Source organism: Kitasatospora sp. NBC_00458 (assembly GCF_036013975.1).
GTDB lineage: Bacteria > Actinomycetota > Actinomycetes > Streptomycetales > Streptomycetaceae > Kitasatospora.
This window is the reverse complement of record NZ_CP107904.1, coordinates 1,403,970-1,425,514: the sequence shown is the minus strand read 5'-3', so window position 1 is coordinate 1,425,514 and position 21,545 is coordinate 1,403,970. Positions and strand designations below refer to the sequence as shown.

Below are 21,545 nucleotides of genomic sequence, written 5' to 3'. Positions count from 1 at the left end.
GGAACGGAACGGGGCCGGGCGCGCCTGCCGGAGGGGCCCGCGAGGCGGCCCCGCCGGATCCGGCGGGCGGGGCGCCGGCGGACCGGCCCGGGCGGAGCCCCCGAGAAGACGGCACCGGGCCCGGGAGCCTCCGCAACGGCTCCCGGGCCCGGTGGTTCGCGGCCGGCGCGCCCCGGCTCAGGAGGCCGGGGACACCGCCGCTGCCCGCCGCCGGCGGCCCACCACGGCCGACGCCGTCAGCACGATGGCCGCGGCGACCAGCGACAGGTACATCTGCTTCCGCCCGTCGGAGTCCGTGAACATGTACGCCATCACGAAGCCGATCATGCCGATCGCGGTCCAGGTGAGGTAGGGGTACAGCCACATCCGGACGGTCAGCCGCTCCGGCATCTCACGCTCGATGATCTTGCGCATCCGCAGCTGGGAGAAGCAGATCACCAGCCAGACGAAGAGCGCCACCGCGCCGGAGGAGTTGAGCAGGAAGGAGAACACGGTGTCGGGGGAGGTGTAGTTGAAGAACACGGCGACGAAGCCGAACACCACCGAGGACAGGATCGCCACCCGCGGCACACCGCGCTTGGTCACCGAGGCGAAGGCCTTCGGCGCGTCGCCGCGCTGCCCGAGCGAGAAGGCCATCCGGGAGGCGGTGTACATGCCCGAGTTCAGGCAGGAGAGCACGGCGGTCAGCACGATCACGTCCATCACCCGGCCGGCGCCCGGGATGCCGACGTGCTCCAGCACCGCCACGTACGGGCTGCCCTTGACCGCGGCGGAGTCCCACGGCAGCAGGGTCACCACGAGCAGGATCGAGCCCAGGTAGAACAGGCCGATCCGCCAGATCACACTGTTGGTGGCCTTGCTGACCGCCTTCTCCGGGTCCTCGGACTCGCCGGCGGCCAGGGTGACGATCTCGCTGCCCATGAAGGCGAAGACGACGGTGAGCATGCCGGTGAAGACCGCGCCCACTCCGTGCGGCAGGAATCCGCCGTGGCCGGTCAGGTTCTCGGTGCCGACGGAGTGTGTGCCGGGCAGCAGGCCGAACACGGCCAGCGTGCCGATCACCAGGAAGGCGGCGATCGCCACCACCTTGATCCCGGCGAACCAGAACTCGAACTCGCCGTAGGAGGCGACCGAGCCCAGGTTGGTCGCGGTCAGCACGGCCATCACGATCAGGGCGAACGCCCACTGGGGCACGCCGGGCATCCAGCCGTTGAGGATCTTCGCGCCGGCGGTGGCCTCGACGGCCAGCACGACGACCCAGAAGAACCAGTACAGCCAGCCGATCGAGAACCCGGCCCAGCGGCCGAGCGCCCGGTCCGCGTACGCCGAGAAGGAGCCGCTCTGCGGGTCGGCCGCGGCCATCTCGCCGAGCATCCGCATGACCAGCACGACCAGCACGCCGGCCAGTGCGTAGGAGAGCAGGATGCCGGGGCCGGTCGCGGCGATGCCCGCGCCCGAGCCGACGAACAGGCCGGCGCCGATGACGCCGCCGATGGCGATCATCGACAGGTGGCGGTTCTTGAGACCGGCCTTCAGGTGGCCGTCGCCACCGTGACCGGGCTGCTTCGGGGTGCTGCCGTTCGTGGAGGCGTCGACCGGGGGCGATCCGGCCGAAGTGGTGGTTTCCGCACTCATCTGAGGGTGCCCTGTGCCTTTCCAGCGCGGCCTGACCCTCGACTCGTACGCCGGAGGGTGGGGGACGGATCCGCGCATTGCGGTGCAACCTAACTTCTACCTCCGGGTATCGGAACAACGCTCCGATAACTGTTCGCTCAGCGGACACGAAAGACCAGGTCAGGGCGGGTGAAGAGGGGGCGGCGAAAGCTCAAATCTGACACATCGCCAGGTCACGGGCGGTGTCGGGGGGCAGTGGGCGGCCCGCCCGCGGGGCCGGCCGGGCGGCCGTCCATACTGTCCGCGTGATGATCGTGCTCGTGGTGTTCGGCATCCTCCTCGCCCTGGCCGTCCTGGCCCTCGCCCACCGGTACCTCTGGCGCCGCCTGGTGCGCGACGTCTCCGCGCCGGGCGGGTGGTGGCGCCGCACCGGCACCGTGCTCGCCGTCGTCCTGCCGCTGTTCGCCGTCGGCGCGCTCGCCGGCGGGCGGGCGTTCCCGATGTCCGTGCAGCGGTGGCTGGCCTGGCCGGGGTTCCTCTGGCTGGCGGTGCTGCTCTACCTGCTGCTGGCGCTCGGTGTCGGCGAGGCCGTCCGGCCGCTGCTGCTCCGCCTCCCGGAGCGGAGGGCGGCACGGCGGACGGAGCCCGCGGCCGGGACCGGGCCGGGGGCCGTGCCCGGGGCCGCCACCGCGCCCGGCCCGGCCACCGCGGCCCCGACGCCGGACGTCGCGGCCGCGGCCGCCCCGGCACCGGCCGCCGTGGCGGTGGCCGCACCGGCGCCGGACGCCCCGGCGGTGGCGGCCGACGCACCCCCGAAGGCCCTCGCGCCCTCGCCCGAGCGGCGCCTCTTCGTGGCCCGGGCGGTCGCGCTCGGCGCCTCGGGCGCGGCGGCGGCCGTGGTCGGCACCGGCGCCTACGGCGTCCTGCGCGGGCCCCGGCTCAAGCAGGTGACCGTGCCGCTGGCCAAGCTGCCCGCCCGCGCCCACGGCTACCGGATCGCCGTGGTCAGCGACATCCACCTCGGACCGATCCTCGGCCGCGCCCACACCCAGCGGATCGTGGACACCATCAACGGCGCCCGGCCCGACCTGATCGCGATCGTCGGCGACCTGGTGGACGGCAGCGTGGCCGAGCTCGGCCGGGACGCCGAGCCGCTGGCGCAGCTGCGGGCCCGTGACGGGGCGTTCTTCGTCACCGGCAACCACGAGTACTTCTCCGGCGCCGCGCCCTGGGTGGACTTCGTCCGCGAGCTGGGCGTCCACCCGCTGCAGAACGCCCGGGTGGAGCTGGGCGGCTTCGACCTGGCCGGGGTCAACGACATCGCCGGCGAAAAGAAGGGGGACGGCCCGGACTTCGGCAGGGCGCTCGGCGACCGCGACCGGGCCCGCACCTCCGTCCTGCTGTCGCACCAGCCGGTCACCATCCACGACGCCGTCCGGCACGGCGTCGACCTCCAGCTCTCCGGCCACACCCACGGCGGCCAGCTCTGGCCGGGCAACTTCATCGCCGAGCTGGCCAACCCCACCGTCGCCGGGCTGGAGCGCTACGGCGACACCCAGCTCTACGTGACGCGGGGCGCGGGTGCCTGGGGGCCGCCGGTCCGGGTGGGCGCGCCGTCCGACATCACCATCGTCACGCTCGCCTCGCTCCAGGCCTGAGCCCCCCGGCGTCCGGTCCCCCGGCGTCCGGTCCGCCTGGGGCCAGGGGGCCGGACGCGGCGTCAGACCTGCTCGCGCTCGCCCTCGGTGTCGATGTGCGGGAGGATCCGGTCGAGGAACCGGGGCGTCCACCACGCGGCCGGGCCGAGCAGCGTCATGACCGCCGGCACCAGCAGCAGCCGGACGATGGTGGCGTCGACCAGGACGCTCACCGCCAGCCCCAGGCCCATCATCTTGATCACGATGTTGTCGCTGACGATGAACGCGGCGAACACGCTGACCATGATCAGCGCCGCGCAGCTGATCACCCGGGCCGTGATCTCCAGCGCGTGCGCCACGCCCGCCCGGCTGTCGCCGGTGCGCAGCCAGGCCTCGTGCACCCGGGAGAGCAGGAAGATCTCGTAGTCCATGCTCAGGCCGAAGACGATCGCGAACATCATCATCGGCACGTAGCTCTCGATCGGCACGGTGCCCGAGACGCCGAGCGCCGGGCCGCCCCAGCCCCACTGGAAGACCGCGACCAGCACGCCGTAGGACGCCGCGATCGAGATCAGGTTGAGGACGGCGGCCTTCACCGCGACCAGCAGGCCCCGGAACACCACCAGGATGATCAGGAAGGCGAGCCCCACCACCACCGCGATGATCCACGGCAGCCGGCTGGCCACGATGTCCAGGAAGTCCACCTGCGCCGCGGTGTTCCCGGTCACGTACGTCCGGGCGCCCGTGCCGGCCACGGAGTCCGGGAGCACCGTGTCGGTGAGCCGGTTGACCAGGTCGGTGGTGCTCTCGTCCTGCGGCCGCTGCACCGGGATCACGGTGGACACCAGGATGTCGCCGTCCTGGCTGGGCTGGACCGGGCTGACGCTGGCCGCCCCCGGCAGCCCGGTCAGTGCCTGCTGGACGGAGCCCTGCACGCCGGCCCGGTTCCCGGCGGGCACCCCGCTCTGGTCCACCACCACGGTGAGCGGCCCGTTGGAGCCGGGCCCGAAGGCCGCCGACATCAGGTCGAAGGCCCGCCGGTCGGTGAACGTGGTCGGGTCGGCGCCGTCGTCGATGTGCCCGAGCCGGATCGAGAACACCGGGATCGCCAGCACGGCGATCGCGACCAGGCCGCCGGCCAGGAACCACCACGGCCGCCGCTCGACCCGCTGGGCGTAGCGGTGCCAGCTCCCGGTGACCTCCTCGCCCGGCGCGGCCCCGGTCTCGGCGATCGGCCGCCGCACGTGGAAGCGGTCCATCCGCCGCCCGATCAGCCCCATCAGGGCGGGCAGCAGGGTGAGGGCGCCGAGCACGGCCGAGACCACGGTCACCGCCGCCGCGACGCCCAGCTTGGCGATGAACGTGATCCCGGAGACGGACAGGCCGGTCAGGGCGATGACCACCGTGCAGCCGGAGACCAGGACCGCGCGCCCGCTGGTGGCGACCGCCTGCCCGGCGGAGGCGACCGGATCGTGGCCGTCCATCAGGTTCTGCCGGTGCCTGGTGAGCAGGAACAGCGCGTAGTCGATGCCGACGCCCAGCCCGATCATGGTCGCCAGCGTCGGCGCGACGGTCGCGAAGGTGGACAGCGCCGCCAGCAGACCGAGCAGGCCGAGGCCCACCACCGCGCCGATCAGCGCGGTGACCAGCGGGACCCCGGCCGCGATGACGCTGCCGAAGCCGATCAGCAGCACCACGACCGCGACCGCGAAGCCGATCGCCTCGCTGGTGCGGTCGTCCGGGGCCGGCCGGGCCAGCTCGCCGAGCGGGCCGCCGTACTCCACGTCCACCCCGGCGGACCGCAGCGGCGCGACGGCGGTGTCCACCTCGTCCAGGTAGGAGTCGCCGAGCGTCGTGGGGTTGTCGTCGAAGCGGACGGTGATGTAGCCGGTGAGGCCGTCCGCGGACAGCGGTCCGCCCGGCGGCGCCGGCTGTCCGGCGGGCGGCAGCGGGCTCTGCACGGACAGCACGTGCGGCAGCTGCTGGAGCGCGGTGAGCGTCTGGTCGAGCTGCGGCGCGAAGCCGGTCAGCGGCTGGGCGTCGTTCAGGACGATCTGGGCGGCGGTGCCGCCGGCCGCGGGCTCGTGCGCCTGGAGGACGTCCCGCCCCTTCTGGGACTGGCTGCCGGGCAGCGAGAAGTCGTCCGAGTAGGTGCCCCCGACCGTCCGGTTGGCGACCTGGACGCAGGCGAGGACAGCCAGCCAGAGGACGATCACGAGGACGGAGTGCCGGGCGCACCACTCGCCGATCCGGCGGAGCAGGCCCCGGTGGGCCTGGGCGGGTGCGCTGGGGTCGGTGGCCCGACTGGGCGGCGTCATGGGCTCTCCCGGGGGTGGATCCGCCCGTGGGGGGAGGCCGGGCCGGATGCGACAAACCCTAGGTCGAGGCGGTGCCCCGGGCCCGGGGAGGAGCCGCCCGCTGCTCCCTTCGGGCGGTTCGTCGGGCGCTCCGCCTCCCGGGCCGTCGGGCGCTCCGCCTCCCGGGCCGCCGGACGGGCCGGGTCAGTCGGCCGACAGGGCGAGCACGGTGATCAGCCGGGCGTCGGCCCGGTCCCCGGTGAGGCGGACGGCGAGCAGCGCGGGGATGTCGCCCTCCTGGGAGTACCCGGGCACGACGGTGACCTCCGCCCGCCGCACGCCGTCCGTGCCGGCCACCGCGTAGGCCACCCGGTAGGTGGTCGCGGCGGGCGGCGGGGCCGCTCCGGTCCTGTCGTGCACCGGGCACCACCTCCGTCCCGCCGCCATTGTCCGCCCGGACCGGCGGTGCGGGCCGCCCGGGCGGGGTGGCCGGGCGGCCCGGGCGGGATCCTGTGGCCGATCGGGGCGAACCCGGGCAGAGTGGAGGTTCCGGGGCGGGACGCTCCGGGCAGCGGGAACCCCGCCGGGACGGCTCCGGGAAGGAGCGACCCCATGCAGACCACCTGGAAGGGGACGATCAGCTTCGGCCTGGTCTCCATCCCCGTCCACCTGTACTCCGCCACCCAGGAGCACGACGTCCCGCTGCACCAGGTGCACGCCAAGGACGGCGGCCGGGTGCGGATGAAGCGGTACTGCGAGCAGGAGGCCAAGGAGGTCCCGTACGCGGAGATCGCCAAGGGCTACGAGTCCCCGGACGGCCGGACCGTCACCCTCACGGACGCGGACCTCGCGGACCTCCCGCTGCCCAGCAAGAAGATCATCGACGTGCTGGCCTTCGTGGACGCGACCGAGATCGACCCGCTGATGTTCTCCAAGGCGTACTACGTCGGCGTCGCCGACAAGGCCGCCGCCAAGCCGTACGCGCTGCTCCGCGACGCGCTGGTCGAGTCCGGGCAGATCGCCGTCACCAAGATCGCGCTGCGGACCAGGGAGTCCCCGGCCGTCCTGCGGGTGCACGACGGCACGCTGGTGCTCCAGACCTGCATCTGGCCCGACGAGGTCCGCCCGGCCGCCGGCATCGCGCCGGAGGAGGAGGTCACCGTCCGGCCGCAGGAGCTGAAGATGGCGCGTTCGCTGATGGAGACCCTCTCCGAGGACTTCGACCTGGCCCAGCTCCACGACGACTACCAGCAGGCGCTCCAGCAGGTCATCGAGGCCCGGCTGCAGGGTGTCGAGGTGCCGCACGAGGAGGAGCCGGGGGAGGCGCCGGACAACGTGATCGATCTGATGGAGGCGCTGCGCAGCAGTCTCCGGCAGGCCAAGGGCGCCCACCCCGGCCGGTCGGCGGGGGAGGAGGAGGCGGAGTCCGGCGAGTCCGAGGGGGGCGACGAGTCCGACCGGTCCGACCGGCCTGCCGAGGAGGGGCGGGCGCCGCGCAGGCGCACCGCGGCGGCGGAGAGGTCCACCGCGAAGCGGACCGCCACGAAGACCACTGCGGCGAGGACCGGCACGGAGAAGCCCGCCGCCACGAAGGCCGGTGCCACGAAGAGCACCGCCACGAAGACCACCGCGAAGACCACCGCGAAGAAGTCCGCCGCCACGAAGTCCACGACCCGGAAGTCCGCCACCCCTCGGAAGGCCTCGTGACCTCCCGTCACCCCGGAGGTGATCCCCGATGGACCTGCTCACCTACAAGGCTCTCGACACCGGCCCCGAAGCGCCGGCCCACCCGAGCCTCGCGCACCGCGCCTGGCACGGCCTGCTCGGCCTCACCCCGACGGCCGTGGTCTTCCTGGTCGCCCTCTCCCTCGGCCTGGGCGCCGTCGGCTCCCAGCTGTCGTCACTGCCGTGGCTGATCGTCTTCAGCGTCGTCTGGGCCGTGACCCTGATCGCCCTGGCGGGCGTGGTGGCCCGGTGGAGGACGCCCGGACGCGGCCGGCACCGGATGGCGACCTGACAGCGGACGACCGACTGGCCCGGCGGCCGCTCCGCGTGCCCCCGCCGTACCGCCGCCCTCCGCGCCGGTCCCCCGCCCCGGAGGGCGGCCCGGGGACCGGCGCGGAGGGCGTCCGGGGACCGGTCAGCCCTTGAACAGGTTGTGGCCGACGTCCGAGGGGACGACCTCCTTCACCGGCGTGCTGTCCCCGTCGGGCACCCGGGCACCGGGGACCGGCTCGTCGCTCTCGCGGTGCAGCAGCACCACGCCCTGCTCGGCCCAGACCTGCCGGTAGCCGTGCGCGAGCAGCAGCTCGATCCGCTCGGCCTGCTCCTTGTCCGACTGGAACGGGAAGGTCCGGGTGTCGGAGCGGATCAGGACGTAGTCGCGGCCGCGCGGCACGCCGTCGACCAGGACGGTGTCGGTGCGGCCGACGAGCCGGGGCACCACCTGGTTGTCGGCCTCCACCCGGGCGCCGTCCGGGATCTGCGCGGCGCCCCGGACCAGCGCCGCGCTGCTCGCCGAGGGCCGCCAGCCGGCCGGGGTCAGCAGGCTGATCCCGCCGAGCATGACGCTGCTCGCCAGCGAGACCGCCACCACCGCGGCGCCCATGCCGTACCCGGCGCGCCGGTGGAGGCCGCCCCTGGCGTGCAGCCGGCCGAGCGCCTCCAGGGTGGCGGTGAGCAGCACCGGCCAGAGGAAGGCGTCGTAGTGGTGGGCGATCGACCAGTGGTTGGCGTTGTCGGAGAGGATCCGTTCGGCGAGCAGCGGCAGCAGGCAGAGCGTGGTCGCGGAGCGGAGCGGCAGCAGCAGCAGGGTGCCGAACAGCCAGAGCACCAGCAGCGGCTTGAGGTCGGCGTTGGTGGCGACCCTCAGGAGCAGCAGTGGATCACCGAGCACGTTGCCCAGCGCGCTCCCGGCGTCCGGGCCGATCGGGCCGTAGACCCAGTAGTAGTCGGGCTGCCCGCCCATCGCGGGGATCAGCCACACGATGGCGAGCGCCGAGGCGAGCGGGCCGCCGACCAGCAGGCCGGCGCCGTACGCCAGACCGCGCCGGTCGCCCGCCCGCTCGCCCTGCCGGTCGCCGCGCGGCCGGCCCCGCCAGAGCAGGACCAGCCCGTAGACGCCGACCAGCAGGCCGAGGTCCTCCTTGGTGGCGCAGAGCAGCGCGGCGGCGAGGACGGCGGTGCCGTACCGGCGGGCGAGGCCGCGTTCGAACATCAGCAGGGTGAGCGGGACGGCGAAGGCGACCTCGTGGAAGCCGCCCCGGCCGGCGGCCAGCAGGGGCCAGCCCAGTCCGTACACCAGGCCGGCGAGGTCGGCGGCCAGCCGGGCGGCGCGGGTCCGTCCGGGGTCGGGGTCCGCGCCCCCGGTGCTCCCGGGAGCGCCCCCGGCGGTGGCGGCCCCGGCGGCCGGCGCGGAGGCCCGGGCGGGGGACGGGACGGCGGCCGGGAGCCGGAAGCAGTGCACGGCGATGCGGCGGATCAGCGGGACCCCGGCGGCGAGGAGGAGCGCCTGACCGAGGATCAGGGTGCGCGGGTCCTCCCAGATCCAGTAGAGCGGGGCGAGCGCCGCCAGGATCGGCGAGAAGTGGTCACCCAGGAGGGAGAACGCGGGCGGGAACTCGTGGTGGTAGCTCTTGACCGGCGAGACGGGCAGTCCGAAGTGCGCGTAGCCCGCGACGCCCTGGTGGAAGATCCCGAGGTCGAACCCGCCCAGCTGGACCGCCGACCACTGCTGGAGCCCGCAGGCCGCCGTGACGGCTAAGCACAGCAGCGTCAGGACGGCGGTCCGCAGTCCCGGGAGCGTGCTGCTCCCGGGCACGGCCGGGCGGGCGGAGCGCGGCAGCAGCGGCCGGATCGTACGGGGGGACGGGTTGAGCCCGGTTTCGACTGGCACGTGATCCCTGAACTGGTCGGAGTCGGAGACAGGCGGCCCGGTCCGGCCGGTCCTGTCCGGTGGGACCGGCCCGGGGCCGGGCCGGTCTTCGGCGTCGGACGGGGGCGCGGCCCGCGGCCCGGTCCGACGGCCGGTCAGCCGGTGGTCCCGGTGGCGGTCCCGGAGGTGCTTCCGGGCTGCGCCGCGGGGGCGGTCCGCTGGAGCAGGGTGATGCCGTGGTCGCTGCGGACCACGCGGTAGCCGCTCTGCTTGGCGGCGGCGACTTCCTGGCGCTCGCGTTCGGGCGTCAGCGGCCAGCCCATCGGCCGGTCCTCGTCCACCACGATCCACTCGGCGGTCGACCAGTTCTGCGGCCAGCCGAACACGATCACCTCGCAGCGGTTGGTGAGCTGGGGCACCAGCCGGTTGGAGGCGGCGATCCGGGCGTCGTCCGGGACGGCGGCCAGGACCGACCGGGCGGCCTCGACCCGGGCCGGGGTGCGCCAGAGTTCGAGGGTGAACAACTGGCTGAACGCGAAGCCGGGCAGCAGCGCGACCGTGACGGCGAGGCTGACCGGCAGCGCGGCCCGGGCGGCCCGCCGGTGCAGGACGCCGGGGTTGGCGCGGGCCCTCACCAGGACGTCCACGAAGGCGGCGAACACGATCGGCATCAGGACGGCGCTGTAGTGGTAGTTGGTGCCCCAGTAGGCGGGGTTGTTGGAGAGCAGCCGCCAGCCGAGGGTGGGCAGGGCCACCAGCATCAGCGGGGAGCGGACGGCCAGCAGCATGGTCGGGGCGAGCAGCAGCAGGACGGTCCGGACCTTCTCGCCCGGGGTGATGAGGTCGAGCGGGAGGGTGAGCAGGTTGCGGCCGCCCGAGCCGCCGCTCAGGTTGTCCCAGTAGGCGAAGCTGCCGCCGGGGCTCATGGCCGGGAGCAGCACCAGCAGTTCGAGCAGCGAGGCGGCCACGCCGAAGGCGACGGCGGCCGCGCCGATCCGGCGGTCGCCGCGCCAGAGGATGTACGCGCCGACCGCGGCGACGGTGATGCCGAGGTCCTCCTTGACCAGGACCAGCGGTGCGGCCCAGGCGAACGCGGCCGCCCACCGCCGCTCCCCGAGCGCCGCCGCCGAGAAGGCGACCAGCGGCACGGCGAAGCTGATCTCGTGGAAGTCGAAGCCGAGCGCCGAGGCCAGCCCCCAGGAGGCGCCGTAGCCGAAGCCCGTGATCAGCGCGGCGGCGGGCCCGATGCTGCGCAGCGCCCAGCGGCTGATCGGCACGGCGGCGACCGCGAGCAGCGCGGACTGGCCGAGCAGCAGCACCTTGGCGGAGGGCCAGAGCCAGTAGAACGGGGCGAGGGCGGCGAGGACCGGCGAGAAGTGGTCACCGAGCAGGTTGAATCCGGGGCCCTTCAGCTCGACGATCGGGCCGCGTCCCTCGGCGTAGCCGCGGACGCCCTGTTCGAAGATGCCGAGGTCGTACCCACTGGTGAGGAGCAGCTCGTGACGGCGGATGGTGAAGAAGGAATAGACCAGGAAAAGACTGAGGGCGACCGCCCAGGGAATGAACCGCACCCGCCGATCGGCGGGGGTTTGCGCGACCGATGGTTCGTCACCCTCCGTCCTGCGGTGAAGTGCTGATGTGAGTGTACTGATTGTCACTGAACATCCCCGTCGTTCCGGGTCGAGTGGTCTGTGCGGCCGATTCTTGCCAGCTGTTCGAGGCGGCGGGCGGGTTCAGCCGTGAGCGAACGCCGCCGGGCGCGTCGGCCCCCGGGCGGGCACCGTAACATGGACGAGCCCTCCCCGGCGATTGAGGCGCCGGGGAGGGCGTTACGTCAGTGATCCGCCGTCAGCTGTCTCCGCTGGTCGGCCGGATGTGCCACTGGTGCGGGATCAGTTCCACTTCTGGAAAGAGCCGCCGTTGCCGCCCAGGGTGTAGACGTTCCCGTTGACGTTGCTGTCCAGGTAGAGCCCGGTCGCGACGTTCTGGTAGGCGTAGCCGTTGCCGGCCCAGCTCTTGACCCACTTCTGGTAGTTGCCGCCGTTGCAGCCGAGGGTGTAGGCGTTGCCGGCGCCGTTGCTGTCGAGGCAGAGGCCGGTGGCCAGGTTTCGCAGGGTGTAGGTGGATCCGCCCAGGTCGTTGGCGTACCAGACCTGGTAGGAGCCGCCGTTGGCGGCCAGCGTGTAGACGTTGCCGTTGCCGTTGCTGTCCAGGACGCGGCTGGTGGCGAGGTTGGTGAGCGTGACGTAGCCGGACGCGGCACTGGCCTGGCCGGCGGCCAGGAACGTCATCCCGCCGGCGAGGACCGCCGTCGAGGCGACGACGGCAGCGGTGCGCTTGATGAGCTTCATCGCATTTCCTTCCGGTAGTGACCGACCCCCCGGCCGGTCGCTACCGAACTTATCCAGAAATTCCCCGGGGACGGTTTTCCGGATCTCCTCATATGTCCGGGTTCGGCCACTCGGAATTGGCTGGTCCGGATTTCCCGGGTATTAACGGAACAATTCCCGCCGGTTTGTGCGCGGGTGGAGTCCGGTATTCGGCCCGTCCGTGCTGGTCGGAGTGCACCAAAGGGCAATGTCATGGCAATGTCAAAAAAGGGTGAGCAAAGCCGCATGACGGGCACCGAGGGCTCCCGGGGTGCCGTCGGGGTGCGGCCGGGGAACTTGGCCGGATCCGGCGTGTCCGGCCGGGGCCGCCCCCGGCCGGACGGGCCCCGGCCGTCAGGCGACCCGGACCGTCGGGCGCCCGGTCGTCAGGCGACCCAGACCGTCGTGACGTTGCAGAACTCCCGGATGCCGTGGCCGGACAGCTCCCGGCCGAAGCCCGAGCGCTTGACCCCGCCGAACGGCAGCGCCGGGTGCGAGGCGGTCATCCCGTTGAAGAACACCCCGCCGGCCTGGACGTCCCGGACGAACCGCTCCTGCTCGGCCGGGTCCTCGGTCCAGACGTTGGAGCTCAGCCCGAACGGCGTGTCGTTGGCCAGCGCCACCGCCTCGTCCAGGTCGGCGGCCCGGTAGACGGTGGCGACCGGGCCGAAGGTCTCCTCCTGGTGGATCCGCATCGCCGGGGTGATGCCGGTCAGCACCGTCGGCTCGTAGAACCAGCCCGCGTCCAGGCCCTCGGGGCGGCGCCCGCCGCACTCCACCCGCGCGCCGTGCGCCCGCGCGTCCTCGACGAGTTCGGCGAGCTCGTCCCGCCCCTGCCGGCTGGCCAGCGGGCCGACCTCGGTGGCCTCGTCCATCGGGTCGCCGACCCGCAGCGCCCGCATGCCCTCCGTGAACGCCGCGGTGAACCGCTCGTAGACGTCGGCGTGCACGACGAAGCGCTTGGCGGCGATGCAGGACTGGCCGTTGTTCTGGGCGCGGGCCCGGACGGCGGTGGCGGCGGCCGCGTCCACGTCGGCGCTCGGCAGCACCACGAACGGGTCGCTGCCGCCCAGTTCCAGCACCGCCTTCTTCACCTCGTCGGCCGCGGTGGCCGCCACCGCCCGCCCGGCCGGCTCGCTGCCGGTGAGCGTCACCGCCGCCACCCGGGGGTCGCGGATCACGTCCTCGACCGCGCCCGAGCCGATCAGCAGGGTCTGGAAGCAGCCCTCCGGGAACCCGGCCCGGAGGAACAGCTCCTCCAGGGCCACCGCCGTGCGCGGCACGTTGGACGCGTGCTTGAGCAGGCCGACGTTGCCCGCCATCAGGGCCGGGGCGGCGAACCGGACCACCTGCCAGAACGGGAAGTTCCACGGCATCACCGCCAGGACCGCGCCCAGCGGCCGGTACCGGACGTAGGCGCGGGCGGCCCCCGAGTCGGCCACGTCGGCCGGGTCGGGGTGCTCGTCGGCGAGCAGGGACTCCGCGTGCTCGGCGTACCAGCGCATCGCCTTGGCGCACTTGGCGGCCTCGGCGCGGGCGGCGGTGAGCGGCTTGCCCATCTCCTCCGTCATGGTCCGGGCCACCGCTTCGAGGTCCTCGTCGAGCAGGTCCGCGGCGCGCCGGAGCAGGCCGGCCCGGTACGGGAAGGAGCTGGTGCGGTAGCTGCGGAACGCCTCGTCGGCGCGGGCCAGCCGGACCTCGATGCCGGCGGAGTCCAGCGGCTCGAAGGTCTCCAGGGTCTCGCCGGTCGCGGGGTTCACGCTTGCGATGGGCATGGGGTGCGCTCCCAGGGGTGCGTGGGCGGTGGGGTGGTTCCGGGTCTGTCCCTCACCCTGGCCGACGCCCCGCGCCGGGGCACGCCATGAGCGCCCGGCGTGTCCCGCCGGGCGGCGGTGCGCGCCGCTCGCCGCCGCGGTGGCGCGCTCAGTCCGGCAGCGACTCCACCCGGGCCGCGGCCTCCCGGGCGCGGGCGCCGGCCCTGGTCCGGCCGGCGGTGATCAGGCGGTTCGGGAAGCGGTGCAGGTACTCCGCCTCCAGTTGCCCCATCCGCAGGGTGTGCCGCTTCAGTGCGTCCTCGGAGCCGTACAGGAAGGTCTCGTGCCGGGTCCGGTGCAGCTGCTCCAGCTCGTGCAGCAGCGTGTCGTTGCCCAGGGCGTGCGGGGAGATGCCCTCCGGCCTCGGGTGCGGGGCGTCGGGGTGCTGCATGTGGTCTACCTCCTCCACGGAAGCCCCCCGAGTACCCGTTGCCCCGTCGGCGGCACCGGTACACCCGTTCGATGCGGCGGGTGGGGCGAGGGGTGCGCGCGGGGTGGGGAGGTCCGGATGTACAAGGAATCTCGTACAAGAGCTGTTGCACAAGAGCTCTTGTGGATATCCTCGCGGCATGACCGAGCAACCAGACGCCCCGACCGGTGCCGCACGCGGCGAGGTCCGGCAGATCTCCGACTCCCGCGTCCTCGCCGCCCTCACCCACCCCGTCCGCCGCCGCCTGCTCGACGTCCTCGCGGTGGACGGCCCCGCCACCGTCGGCCTGCTGGCCGAGCGCACCGGCCAGGCCGTCGGCAGCATCAGCCACCACCTCAAGGTGCTGGCCGGCGCCGACCTGGTCGAGGAGGCCCCCGAGCTGGCCCGCGACCGCCGCGAGCGGTGGTGGCGGCCCGGCTCCGGCACCCCGCGGTGGAGCCGCGCCGACTTCGAGTCCGACCCGGTGGACGCGGCGGTCGCCGACGCGGCCGGCTCGCTCCAGCTGGAACGCCAGGCGGCGCTGGTCCGCGGCTGGCTCACCGCCCGGCCGGACTACCCGGCGGAGTGGCGGGAGGGCTGCGCGGTCGCCACGGACACCTGGCTGCGGCTCACCCCGGAGGAGGCCCGCGAGCTGGCGGCCGACCTGGTGGGGGTCCTGGAGAAGTGGGCCGCCCGGCCGGTACCGGAGGACGGGCGGGTCAGGGAGTCCGTCTTCGCCTTCGCCCACAGCGTCCCGGCCCGGCCGTGACGGCGGCGCCGGAGGCTCGGGCCGCGGGGGCCGCCGCGGCCGCGGTGCCGCCCGGCTCGCGGTGGGGACTGCTCGCGCGGCGTGACTTCCGGCTGCTCTGGGCCGGGGAGGGCGTCAGCCGGCTCGGTTCCGCCGTCACCGCGGTCGCGCTCCCGCTGGTCGCGGTGGTCACGCTGGACGCCGGACCGGCCGCGGCCGGCCTGCTGAGCGCGGCCGTCTGGCTGCCCTGGCTGCTGTTCGGGCTGCCGGCCGGGGTCTGGGTCGGCCGGTGGTCCCGGCGGGCGGTGCTGGTCCGGTGCGACCTGGTCTCGGCGCTGCTGTACGCGTCCGTGCCGGCGGCCGCGTGGCTGGGGGTGCTGACCCTGGCCCAGCTGCTGGTGGTCGCCCTGCTCGCGGGCACCGCGGCGGTGTTCTTCGGCGCCGCGTACCAGGCCTACCTGCCGGAGCTGGTCCGGCCGGAGGAGCTGACCGAGGGCAACGCCAAGCTGCAGGGCAGCGCCTCGGCGGCCCAGGTGGCCGGTCCGGGGCTGGCCGGGCTCACCGTCCAGGTGTTCGGCGCGGCCGCCGGGCTGCTCGTCGACGCGGCGAGCTTCCTGGCCGCCGCCGCGCTGCTGGCGCTGATCCGGCGCGGCCGGGAGCCGGAGCGGCGGGCCGGGTGGGCCGGGCGGGACGGGGTGTCGGGCGGATCGCGGGCCGGGGCGTCGGGCGGCTCGCTGGGCGGCGACGTCCGGGAGGGCCTGGCGTTCATCCGCCGTGACCCGTACCTGCGGGCGCTGCTCCGGTACGGGGCGGCGGCCAACTTCGCGCTGGCCGGCTACCAGGCGGTCGCCGTGCTGTTCCTGCTCCGGGAGGTGGGCGCGGCCCCGGCGGCGGTCGGCTGGCTCGCGGCCGCCGGGGCGTGCGGCGGGGTGCTCGGCGCCGCGCTGGCGCGTCCGGTCGGCCGGCGGTACGGGACGGCGCGCGGGACGCGGTTCGTCCTGTCGGCCGCCACGCCCTTCGGCCTGCTGCTGCCGCTCGCCGGGCCGGGGGCGGGCCTGGTGCCGTACGCGGTCGGCTCGGCGGTGATGGTCGCCGGGGTGGTGTCGGCCAATGTGGTGTTCGGCGGCTTCCGGCAGTCCTACGCCCCGCCGGTGCTGCTCTCCCGGGTGGTGGCGACCTCGCAGGTGGCCAACCACGCGACCATCCCGCTCGGCGCGCTCGCGGGGGGCGCGCTCGGTGCGGGGCTCGGGCTGCGGGAGACGATGTGGATCATGACCTCGCTGCTGGTGCTCAGCGGGGGCGTCCTGCTCGCCTCGCCGATCCGGGCGGTCCGCGACCTTCCCGCCGGGCCCGCCGCCGGGCCTGCCGCCGGACCGGTCCGGGCGAGCAGATCGTAGGATGAACCTTCGTATCCATACCGCTATCTCCGGACAGGCACCGATGCCCCTCCCCAAGGCCGAACTCCACCTGCACATCGAAGGCACCCTGGAGCCCGAACTCGCCTTCGCGCTCGCCGCCCGCAACGGTGTCACCCTGCCGTACGCGGACAGCGCGGAACTGCGCCGTGCCTACGCGTTCAGCGACCTGCAGTCCTTCCTCGACCTGTACTACGCGCTGATGGCCGTGCTGCGGACCGAGGAGGACTTCGCCGACCTCGCCGAGGCCTACCTGGCCCGGGCGGCCGCCCAGGGCGTCCGGCACGCGGAGATCTTCTTCGACCCGCAGGCGCACACCGCCCGCGGCGTCCCGCTCGCCGTGGTGGTGGACGGCCTCGGGCGGGCGCTGGACCGCAGCGCCGAGCGGCACGGCATCAGCACCGGGCTGATCATGTGCTTCCTGCGCGACGAGTCCGCCGAGTCGGCCCTGGAGACCTTCGAGGCCGCCCGCCCCTGGTTCGGCGGCCGGATCACCGGCATCGGGCTGGACTCCGCCGAGGTCGGCCACCCGCCCGCCAAGTTCCGCGAGGTCTACCGCCTCGCCGCCGAGGCCGGACTGCACCGGGTCGCCCACGCCGGCGAGGAGGGCCCGGCCGCCTACATCACCGAGGCCCTGGACGTCCTCGGCGTCGAGCGGATCGACCACGGCCTGCGCTGCCTGGAGGACCCGGAGCTGGTCGAGCGCCTGGTCCGCGAGCAGATCCCGCTCACCCTCTGCCCGCTCTCCAACGTCCGCCTCCGCTGCGTCGACACCCTCGCCGACCACCCCCTCCCGGCGATCCTCGACGCCGGGCTGCTGGCCACCGTCAACTCCGACGACCCCGCGTACTTCGGCGGCTACGTCGGCGACAACTTCCGGGCCCTGGACGACGCCCTCCACCTCGGCCGGGAGACCCTGCGGCTGCTGGCCGCCAACTCCTTTCGCGCCGCCTTCCTGCCGGAGCAGCGGCGGGCGGAGCTGCTGGCCGAGGTGGCGGCGTACGCGTTCCCGGACGACGCCGCCTGACGGACCCCGCGGGCGGCGCCGTGCGGAGGACCCTTCGCCACGGCGCCGCCCGGCGGGCCCGCGGACGCCGCCCGACCGGACGGGCTCAGCTCCCGGCGGGGCCCGCAGTGCCGGGAGCGCCGCCCGCGCCGTCCGTGCCGGGAGCGCCGTCCGCGCCGCCCGGACCGGCGATCCGGGCGCGCAGCGCGTCCAGGTGGTGCAGCGACTTCATGACCTCCTGCCGGTCCACGCCGAAGTCGACGAGACACGCGATCTCGTCCACCCCCATCGCCGCGAGCCGGCGGACCACCTCCACGCCGTCGTCGACCGTCCCGAACAGTCCCGCCGTGGAGAAGAGGCGGTCGAAGGAGCGGGAGATCAGGAAGTCCCGGTCCTGCGAGGACATCCGGTCCACCGAGAAGCCGTCCGGCCCCGGCGCGGCGGGACCGGAGGACTGGAGGTCCATCGAGCTGCGCAGGAAGTCGGTGAGCGGCTCGCGGACCAGCTCGCGCACCCGCTCGCGGTCCTCGCCGAGCAGGGTGTGCAGCATCAGCACGACGTGCCCGCGCTCGGTGCCGTGGTGCTCCTCGGCGAGCGCCTCCCGGTAGGTGGCGATGTTGCGCTCCAGCGCGTCGTGCTCCTGGCCGAGCTGGTGGGTCAGCACGCCCGCGCCCAGCCGCCCCGCGATCCGGAAGGTCTGCGGGGAGCCGGCGGCCGTGATCCAGACCGGCAGCTCCGGCTGGACCGGGCGGGGGAACAGCCGGACGGCGCGCCGCTCGCCCTCGGCCCCGTCGAACTCGACCTCCTCGCCGCGCCAGAGCCGCTGCACCGTCCGGGCCGTCTCGACCATGATGTTCTTGCGGTCCTGGAAGTTCTCCGGCTGGAACACGAAGTCCCGGACGTGCCAGCCGGACGCGAAGGAGACCCCGGCCCGGCCGTTGGAGAGGTTGTCGACGACGGACCACTCCTCCGCGATCCGGACCGGGTGGTGCAGCGGTGCGACCACGCTGCCGGCCCGGATCGCCACCCGCTCGGTCACCGCGGCCAGGGCGGCGCCCGTCAGCGAGGGGTTGGGGAACTGCCCGCCCAGACGGTGGAAGTGCCGCTCGGGGGTCCACACCGCGGTGAAGCCGTGGGCGTCGGCGAAGCGGGCGCTCTCCAGCAGCAGCTGGTACCGGTCCCCGTCGGTGGCGGTGTCGGCGAAGAAGAAGAGGCTGAGGTCCATCGGTCCATTCCTCGGGGTCAGGACGGCGGGCCGGCCGCCCGGGCGGCCGGCCCGCCGTGCGCGTCAGTGCGCTGCGGTGCCGGTCCCGCCCGCAGCAAGGGCGATCGCCACGCAGACCACCAGGCCGCCCTGGTGGCTGAGCGACAGGTCGATCCGGTCGATCCCGGCCTGCGCGGCGACGTTCCTGGCGCCTCCGCTGAGCCGGACCTCCGGCGCGCCGTGGGCGTCGGAGAGCACCTCGATCTCACGCCAGCCGAGCCCCTGGCCGAGCCCGCGGCCGAGCGCCTTCGCGGTGGCCTCCTTGGCGCAGAACCGGCCGGCCAGGTACTCCTCGCGGCGCGGGGCGGCGAGCTCGTCCGCGCGGGCGAGTTCCGTCGCGGAGAACACCATCCGCCGGCCGCCGGGGTGGGCGGCGATCCGGGCGAACCGGGCGATCTCCAGCAGGTCGATGCCGACTCTCACGACCGACCGCCCGTCCGGCCGCCGCCGCGGACCACCGAACGCGCCACGTGCAGGCGCTGGATGTCGGTGGTGCCCTCCATGAACTCGAAGGCGCCCACGTCGCGGGTCCACTTCTCCAGCAGCGGGTGGTCGACCAGGGCGGCCGGGCCGAGCGAGCGGACCGCCCAGCGGGCGGCCTCGCGGGCCGCCGCCACCGCGGCGATCTTGGCGGTGCTGGGCAGCAGGCCGTCGTCCCGGTCCCGGTCCAGGGCGGCCCCGGCCCGGTAGACGAGGTCGCGGCAGGCCTCCAGCCGGGCCTCGACCGCGTCGAGGCCCGGTGCGCCCGGGCGTTCGGCGCGCACCAGGTCCAGGCAGGCCAGCCCGGTGCCGACGGCGAGCGCGGCCACCTGCGGCCGGACCGTGTTGAACACGCGGACCGCCCCCCACAGGCCGCGCCGGGTCGGCGGCAGGTGCCGGGCCAGCAGGCGCTCCTCCGGCACGGCGACGCCGGTGAGCCGGATCTCGCCGAGCGCCGCGCCGCGCAGGCCGACCATCGGCAGCTCCCGCCCGTCGAAGCCGGGGTCGGCGGCCTCGACCAGGGCGGCGCGGATGGACAGCGGGCCGCTGCCGGTCCGGGCGAAGACCACGCCGACCGCGCCGCGGGCACCGTTGCCGATGTACTTCTTCGTCCCGTGCAGCCGGTACAGGCCGGGGCTCTCGCGCTCCAGCGCGGTCTCCAGGCCCGCGGCGTCGCTGCCCCGGCCCGGTTCGGTCACCGCGAAGAACGCCCAGGTGGCGCCGTCGGCCACGGAGCGGTGGAACCACTCCTGCTGCCCGTCGTCGCCGAGCTGGTCGACCAGGATCCCGGTGAGGCTGGGACCGGGGGCGGCCAGCACCATCCCCGCGTCGCCGTGGGCGAGTTCGACCATCCAGACGAGCGTGTCCAGGGACGAGCCGGGGGAGAAGCGGAAACGGCCCACGCGCAGCGGGTCGCCGCCGAACCGCTCCGGGGTGGTGCACCGGCGGATCAGGTCGAAGGCGTCGGTCTTGAGGTGGGGCCCGGTCTCGTGCGGGGCCGCGTCGAGGGCCAGCGCGTGCGCACGCAGCTCGACCGCCGTCTCGGCGGCGGCGCCGCGCAGCGCCCTGAGTCGTTCGTCGAGTGCGACCACGGTCACCGGACTCCTTCCGCGGTGTTCGGCCGGGCCAGCCAGAGGTCCGCCGTGAGGGCGGACAGGTGGAGGCTGCGCGCCGGATGGTCGGTCAGGTAGCCCTCGGCGCCGAACAGGCGGGTGGCGGCCCAGCCGGCCTCGGTCAGCCGCTCGTGCCGGGCCCAGGCGGCCCCGGCCGGGGCCGGGGAGGCGGCCCCGGCCTCGCGGACGGCCGCGGCCCAGGCGAGCTCGGTCTCGGTGACCACGTCGGCCAGCGACCCGCCGACCAGCTGGTGGTCGATCAGCGGGACGCCGCCGAAACTCCGGGCCGACAGCCGCTGCACGGCCGCGTCGAGCAGACCGGACAGCACGCCGATCCGTACGGCGGTCAGCGCGGCGGCGGTCCGGCCGGTCAGCCCCGGCCCGGTGGTGCCCGCCGCGAAGCGGACCAGGGCGAGTCCGTCGAGGGCGGCGAACGGGTGGGGGAGCACCTCGGTGCCCCCGGTGCCCCCGGCGCCGTCGGCCGGCAGGACGGCGACGCCGCCCGGGGCGGTGGCCGCCGGGTCGAGGCCGTCGAGCACCGCGGCCAGGCCGGCGGCCAGACCGCCCTCCCGTCCGAGGTCCCGGTAGTGCCACAGGTCGTCCGGGGTCCCGTTCACGAGGCGGCCCCCGGACGCAGTCCGGCCTCGAACAGCCGGCCCGAGTGCGGGTCGTAGTCGGCGACCACGGTGTACCGCTCCGGCGTCCAGTGCTCGGCGAGCGCCGCCCAGGCGCTGGTGCAGCGCCGGTCGGCCGGTCCCTCGACCAGGTCGTACGCGGCACGCAGCGCCGGGTCGAGCCGGTCGGCGAGCGTCCGGCCGGCCACGATCCTGGCCCCGGGCAGCCGCCGGGCGAGACCCTGCAGGGCGGCGTCCGGGTCGACGCTCCGCTCGCTCACGAAGTCGAGCTCCACGACGCCGGTCCGGTCCCCGGCCGGGCCGCCGCTCGCGTCGTCCCCGGTGCCGCCCGTGTGGATCAGCACCGCGAAGTCGCCGCCCGGCCGTGTGTCGGGGTCGTCGTAGGGGAGGGTGGACTGGTCCAGGGCGAGCACGCCGCCCGCCGCCAGGCCACCGGTCAGGCGCAGGCCGTTCAGGATCCGCAGGGCCGTGAACGGGGCCCCCACGCCCTGCCCGGCCACCGAGAACACCTCGGGACCGCCCGGGCACCGCTCGGCCAGGTAGCAGCCGGCCACCTCGACGACGCTCAGGTCGGGCAGGTGGTAGGCGAGCACGAGCTTCTCCAACGGGGGCAGCGGGTGCTCCAGGCCGTCGAGCAGCTCCCGCGCCATGTCGGTGAAGCTGTTGCCGCCGCCCCGGGCGTAGTGCTCGTGGTCGGGCTCCTCGCCGAACGCGGCGAGGAAGTCCGTCATGAACCTCAGCTCGGTCCCGGCCAGTCCGGCCGGCCGCCGCCCGGGGAAGGCCCGGGCGGTCGGCCGGCTCAGCCGCAGCGTCCCGGGGCCGTCCGGGCGGGCGGCCGTGCGCGGCCCGCCCCACGTCGTCTCCGGCATCG

At 74.8% G+C, this 21,545-nt stretch carries 19 protein-coding genes; 6 read left to right on the top strand and 13 right to left on the bottom strand.

The features are described 5' to 3' along the window. Positions 1-177 precede the first annotated feature (177 nt). Complete coding sequence (locus OG550_RS04880) at positions 178-1,635, bottom strand: amino acid permease (RefSeq protein WP_327674893.1); 1,458 nt, start codon at positions 1,633-1,635, stop codon at positions 178-180. 287 nt (positions 1,636-1,922) lie between these two features. Between OG550_RS04880 and OG550_RS04875 the strand changes: the two genes are divergently transcribed. Next, positions 1,923-3,272, top strand: a complete 1,350-nt coding sequence (locus OG550_RS04875) for a metallophosphoesterase (RefSeq protein ID WP_327683689.1) — start codon at positions 1,923-1,925, stop codon at positions 3,270-3,272. Between the two features lie 62 nt (positions 3,273-3,334). Here the strand turns inward: OG550_RS04875 and OG550_RS04870 are convergent, their stop codons facing one another. Then, positions 3,335-5,569, bottom strand: a complete 2,235-nt coding sequence (locus OG550_RS04870; protein ID WP_327674891.1) for an MMPL family transporter — start codon at positions 5,567-5,569, stop codon at positions 3,335-3,337. A 183-nt stretch (positions 5,570-5,752) separates the two neighbouring features. Continuing rightward, entirely contained in the window at positions 5,753-5,968 is a 216-nt protein-coding gene (locus OG550_RS04865) for a hypothetical protein (protein ID WP_327674889.1), read from the bottom strand. A gap of 192 nt (positions 5,969-6,160) precedes the next feature. Here OG550_RS04865 and ku point away from each other — a divergent pair, with 192 nt between their 5' ends. Both ku and OG550_RS04855 read left to right on the top strand, forming a co-directional pair. After that, a complete protein-coding gene (gene ku, locus OG550_RS04860; RefSeq protein ID WP_327674887.1) occupies positions 6,161-7,255 on the top strand; it encodes a non-homologous end joining protein Ku in 1,095 nt (364 codons plus the stop codon). A 28-nt stretch (positions 7,256-7,283) separates the two neighbouring features. Then, the gene (locus tag OG550_RS04855; protein WP_327674885.1) at positions 7,284-7,565 is read left to right on the top strand and encodes a hypothetical protein; all 282 of its coding nucleotides are present in this window, start codon (positions 7,284-7,286) and stop codon (positions 7,563-7,565) included. A gap of 123 nt (positions 7,566-7,688) precedes the next feature. Here OG550_RS04855 and OG550_RS04850 read toward each other — a convergent pair whose 3' ends face one another. The 5 genes from OG550_RS04850 to OG550_RS04830 form a co-directional block, all read right to left on the bottom strand. Further along, a complete protein-coding gene (locus OG550_RS04850; protein ID WP_327674883.1) occupies positions 7,689-9,443 on the bottom strand; it encodes a DUF2079 domain-containing protein in 1,755 nt (584 codons plus the stop codon). 134 nt (positions 9,444-9,577) lie between these two features. Beyond that, positions 9,578-10,993, bottom strand: a complete 1,416-nt coding sequence (locus OG550_RS04845) for a DUF2079 domain-containing protein (RefSeq protein ID WP_327674881.1) — start codon at positions 10,991-10,993, stop codon at positions 9,578-9,580. Between the two features lie 321 nt (positions 10,994-11,314). Then, a complete protein-coding gene (locus OG550_RS04840; RefSeq protein WP_327674879.1) occupies positions 11,315-11,773 on the bottom strand; it encodes an RICIN domain-containing protein in 459 nt (152 codons plus the stop codon). 404 nt (positions 11,774-12,177) lie between these two features. Next, positions 12,178-13,566 carry an NADP-dependent succinic semialdehyde dehydrogenase gene (locus OG550_RS04835; protein ID WP_327674877.1) on the bottom strand — a complete coding sequence of 463 codons (1,389 nt, stop codon included), beginning with the start codon at positions 13,564-13,566 and terminating at the stop codon, positions 12,178-12,180. Positions 13,567-13,714: 148 nt separating this feature from the next. Further along, the gene (locus tag OG550_RS04830) at positions 13,715-13,996 is read right to left on the bottom strand and encodes a DUF6158 family protein (RefSeq protein ID WP_327674876.1); all 282 of its coding nucleotides are present in this window, start codon (positions 13,994-13,996) and stop codon (positions 13,715-13,717) included. A gap of 178 nt (positions 13,997-14,174) precedes the next feature. On the opposite strand from OG550_RS04830, the gene OG550_RS04825 reads away from it, so the two are divergent. Genes OG550_RS04825 through OG550_RS04815 form a run of 3 tightly spaced genes read left to right on the top strand, consistent with a single transcriptional unit; the run spans position 14,175 to position 17,204 of the window. After that, positions 14,175-14,783: an ArsR/SmtB family transcription factor gene (locus tag OG550_RS04825; RefSeq protein WP_327674874.1), complete on the top strand. Its 609-nt coding sequence runs from the start codon at positions 14,175-14,177 to the stop codon at positions 14,781-14,783. Further along, positions 14,780-16,159, top strand: coding sequence for an MFS transporter (locus tag OG550_RS04820; protein WP_327674872.1), 1,380 nt, complete (start codon positions 14,780-14,782; stop codon positions 16,157-16,159). Before OG550_RS04825 ends, OG550_RS04820 begins: the two co-directional genes overlap by 4 nt. A gap of 43 nt (positions 16,160-16,202) precedes the next feature. Next, positions 16,203-17,204, top strand: coding sequence for an adenosine deaminase (locus OG550_RS04815; protein WP_327674870.1), 1,002 nt, complete (start codon positions 16,203-16,205; stop codon positions 17,202-17,204). A gap of 85 nt (positions 17,205-17,289) precedes the next feature. Here OG550_RS04815 and OG550_RS04810 read toward each other — a convergent pair whose 3' ends face one another. The 5 genes from OG550_RS04810 to OG550_RS04790 all read right to left on the bottom strand — a co-directional run bounded on the left by OG550_RS04810 (position 17,290) and on the right by OG550_RS04790 (position 21,543). Continuing rightward, complete coding sequence (locus OG550_RS04810) at positions 17,290-18,408, bottom strand: MupA/Atu3671 family FMN-dependent luciferase-like monooxygenase (protein WP_327674868.1); 1,119 nt, start codon at positions 18,406-18,408, stop codon at positions 17,290-17,292. Between the two features lie 63 nt (positions 18,409-18,471). Then, positions 18,472-18,870, bottom strand: a complete 399-nt coding sequence (gene acpS, locus OG550_RS04805; protein WP_327674866.1) for a holo-ACP synthase — start codon at positions 18,868-18,870, stop codon at positions 18,472-18,474. Then, complete coding sequence (locus tag OG550_RS04800; RefSeq protein WP_327674864.1) at positions 18,867-20,024, bottom strand: acyl-CoA dehydrogenase family protein; 1,158 nt, start codon at positions 20,022-20,024, stop codon at positions 18,867-18,869. The genes acpS and OG550_RS04800 overlap by 4 nt, the downstream gene beginning before the upstream one ends. After that, entirely contained in the window at positions 20,021-20,656 is a 636-nt protein-coding gene (locus OG550_RS04795; RefSeq protein WP_327674862.1) for an acyl-CoA dehydrogenase family protein, read from the bottom strand. The genes OG550_RS04800 and OG550_RS04795 overlap by 4 nt, the downstream gene beginning before the upstream one ends. Further along, positions 20,653-21,543 (bottom strand): hypothetical protein, encoded by an 891-nt coding sequence (locus OG550_RS04790; RefSeq protein ID WP_327674860.1) that lies wholly within the window; start codon positions 21,541-21,543, stop codon positions 20,653-20,655. Before OG550_RS04790 ends, OG550_RS04795 begins: the two co-directional genes overlap by 4 nt. Positions 21,544-21,545: the final 2 nt, after the last annotated feature.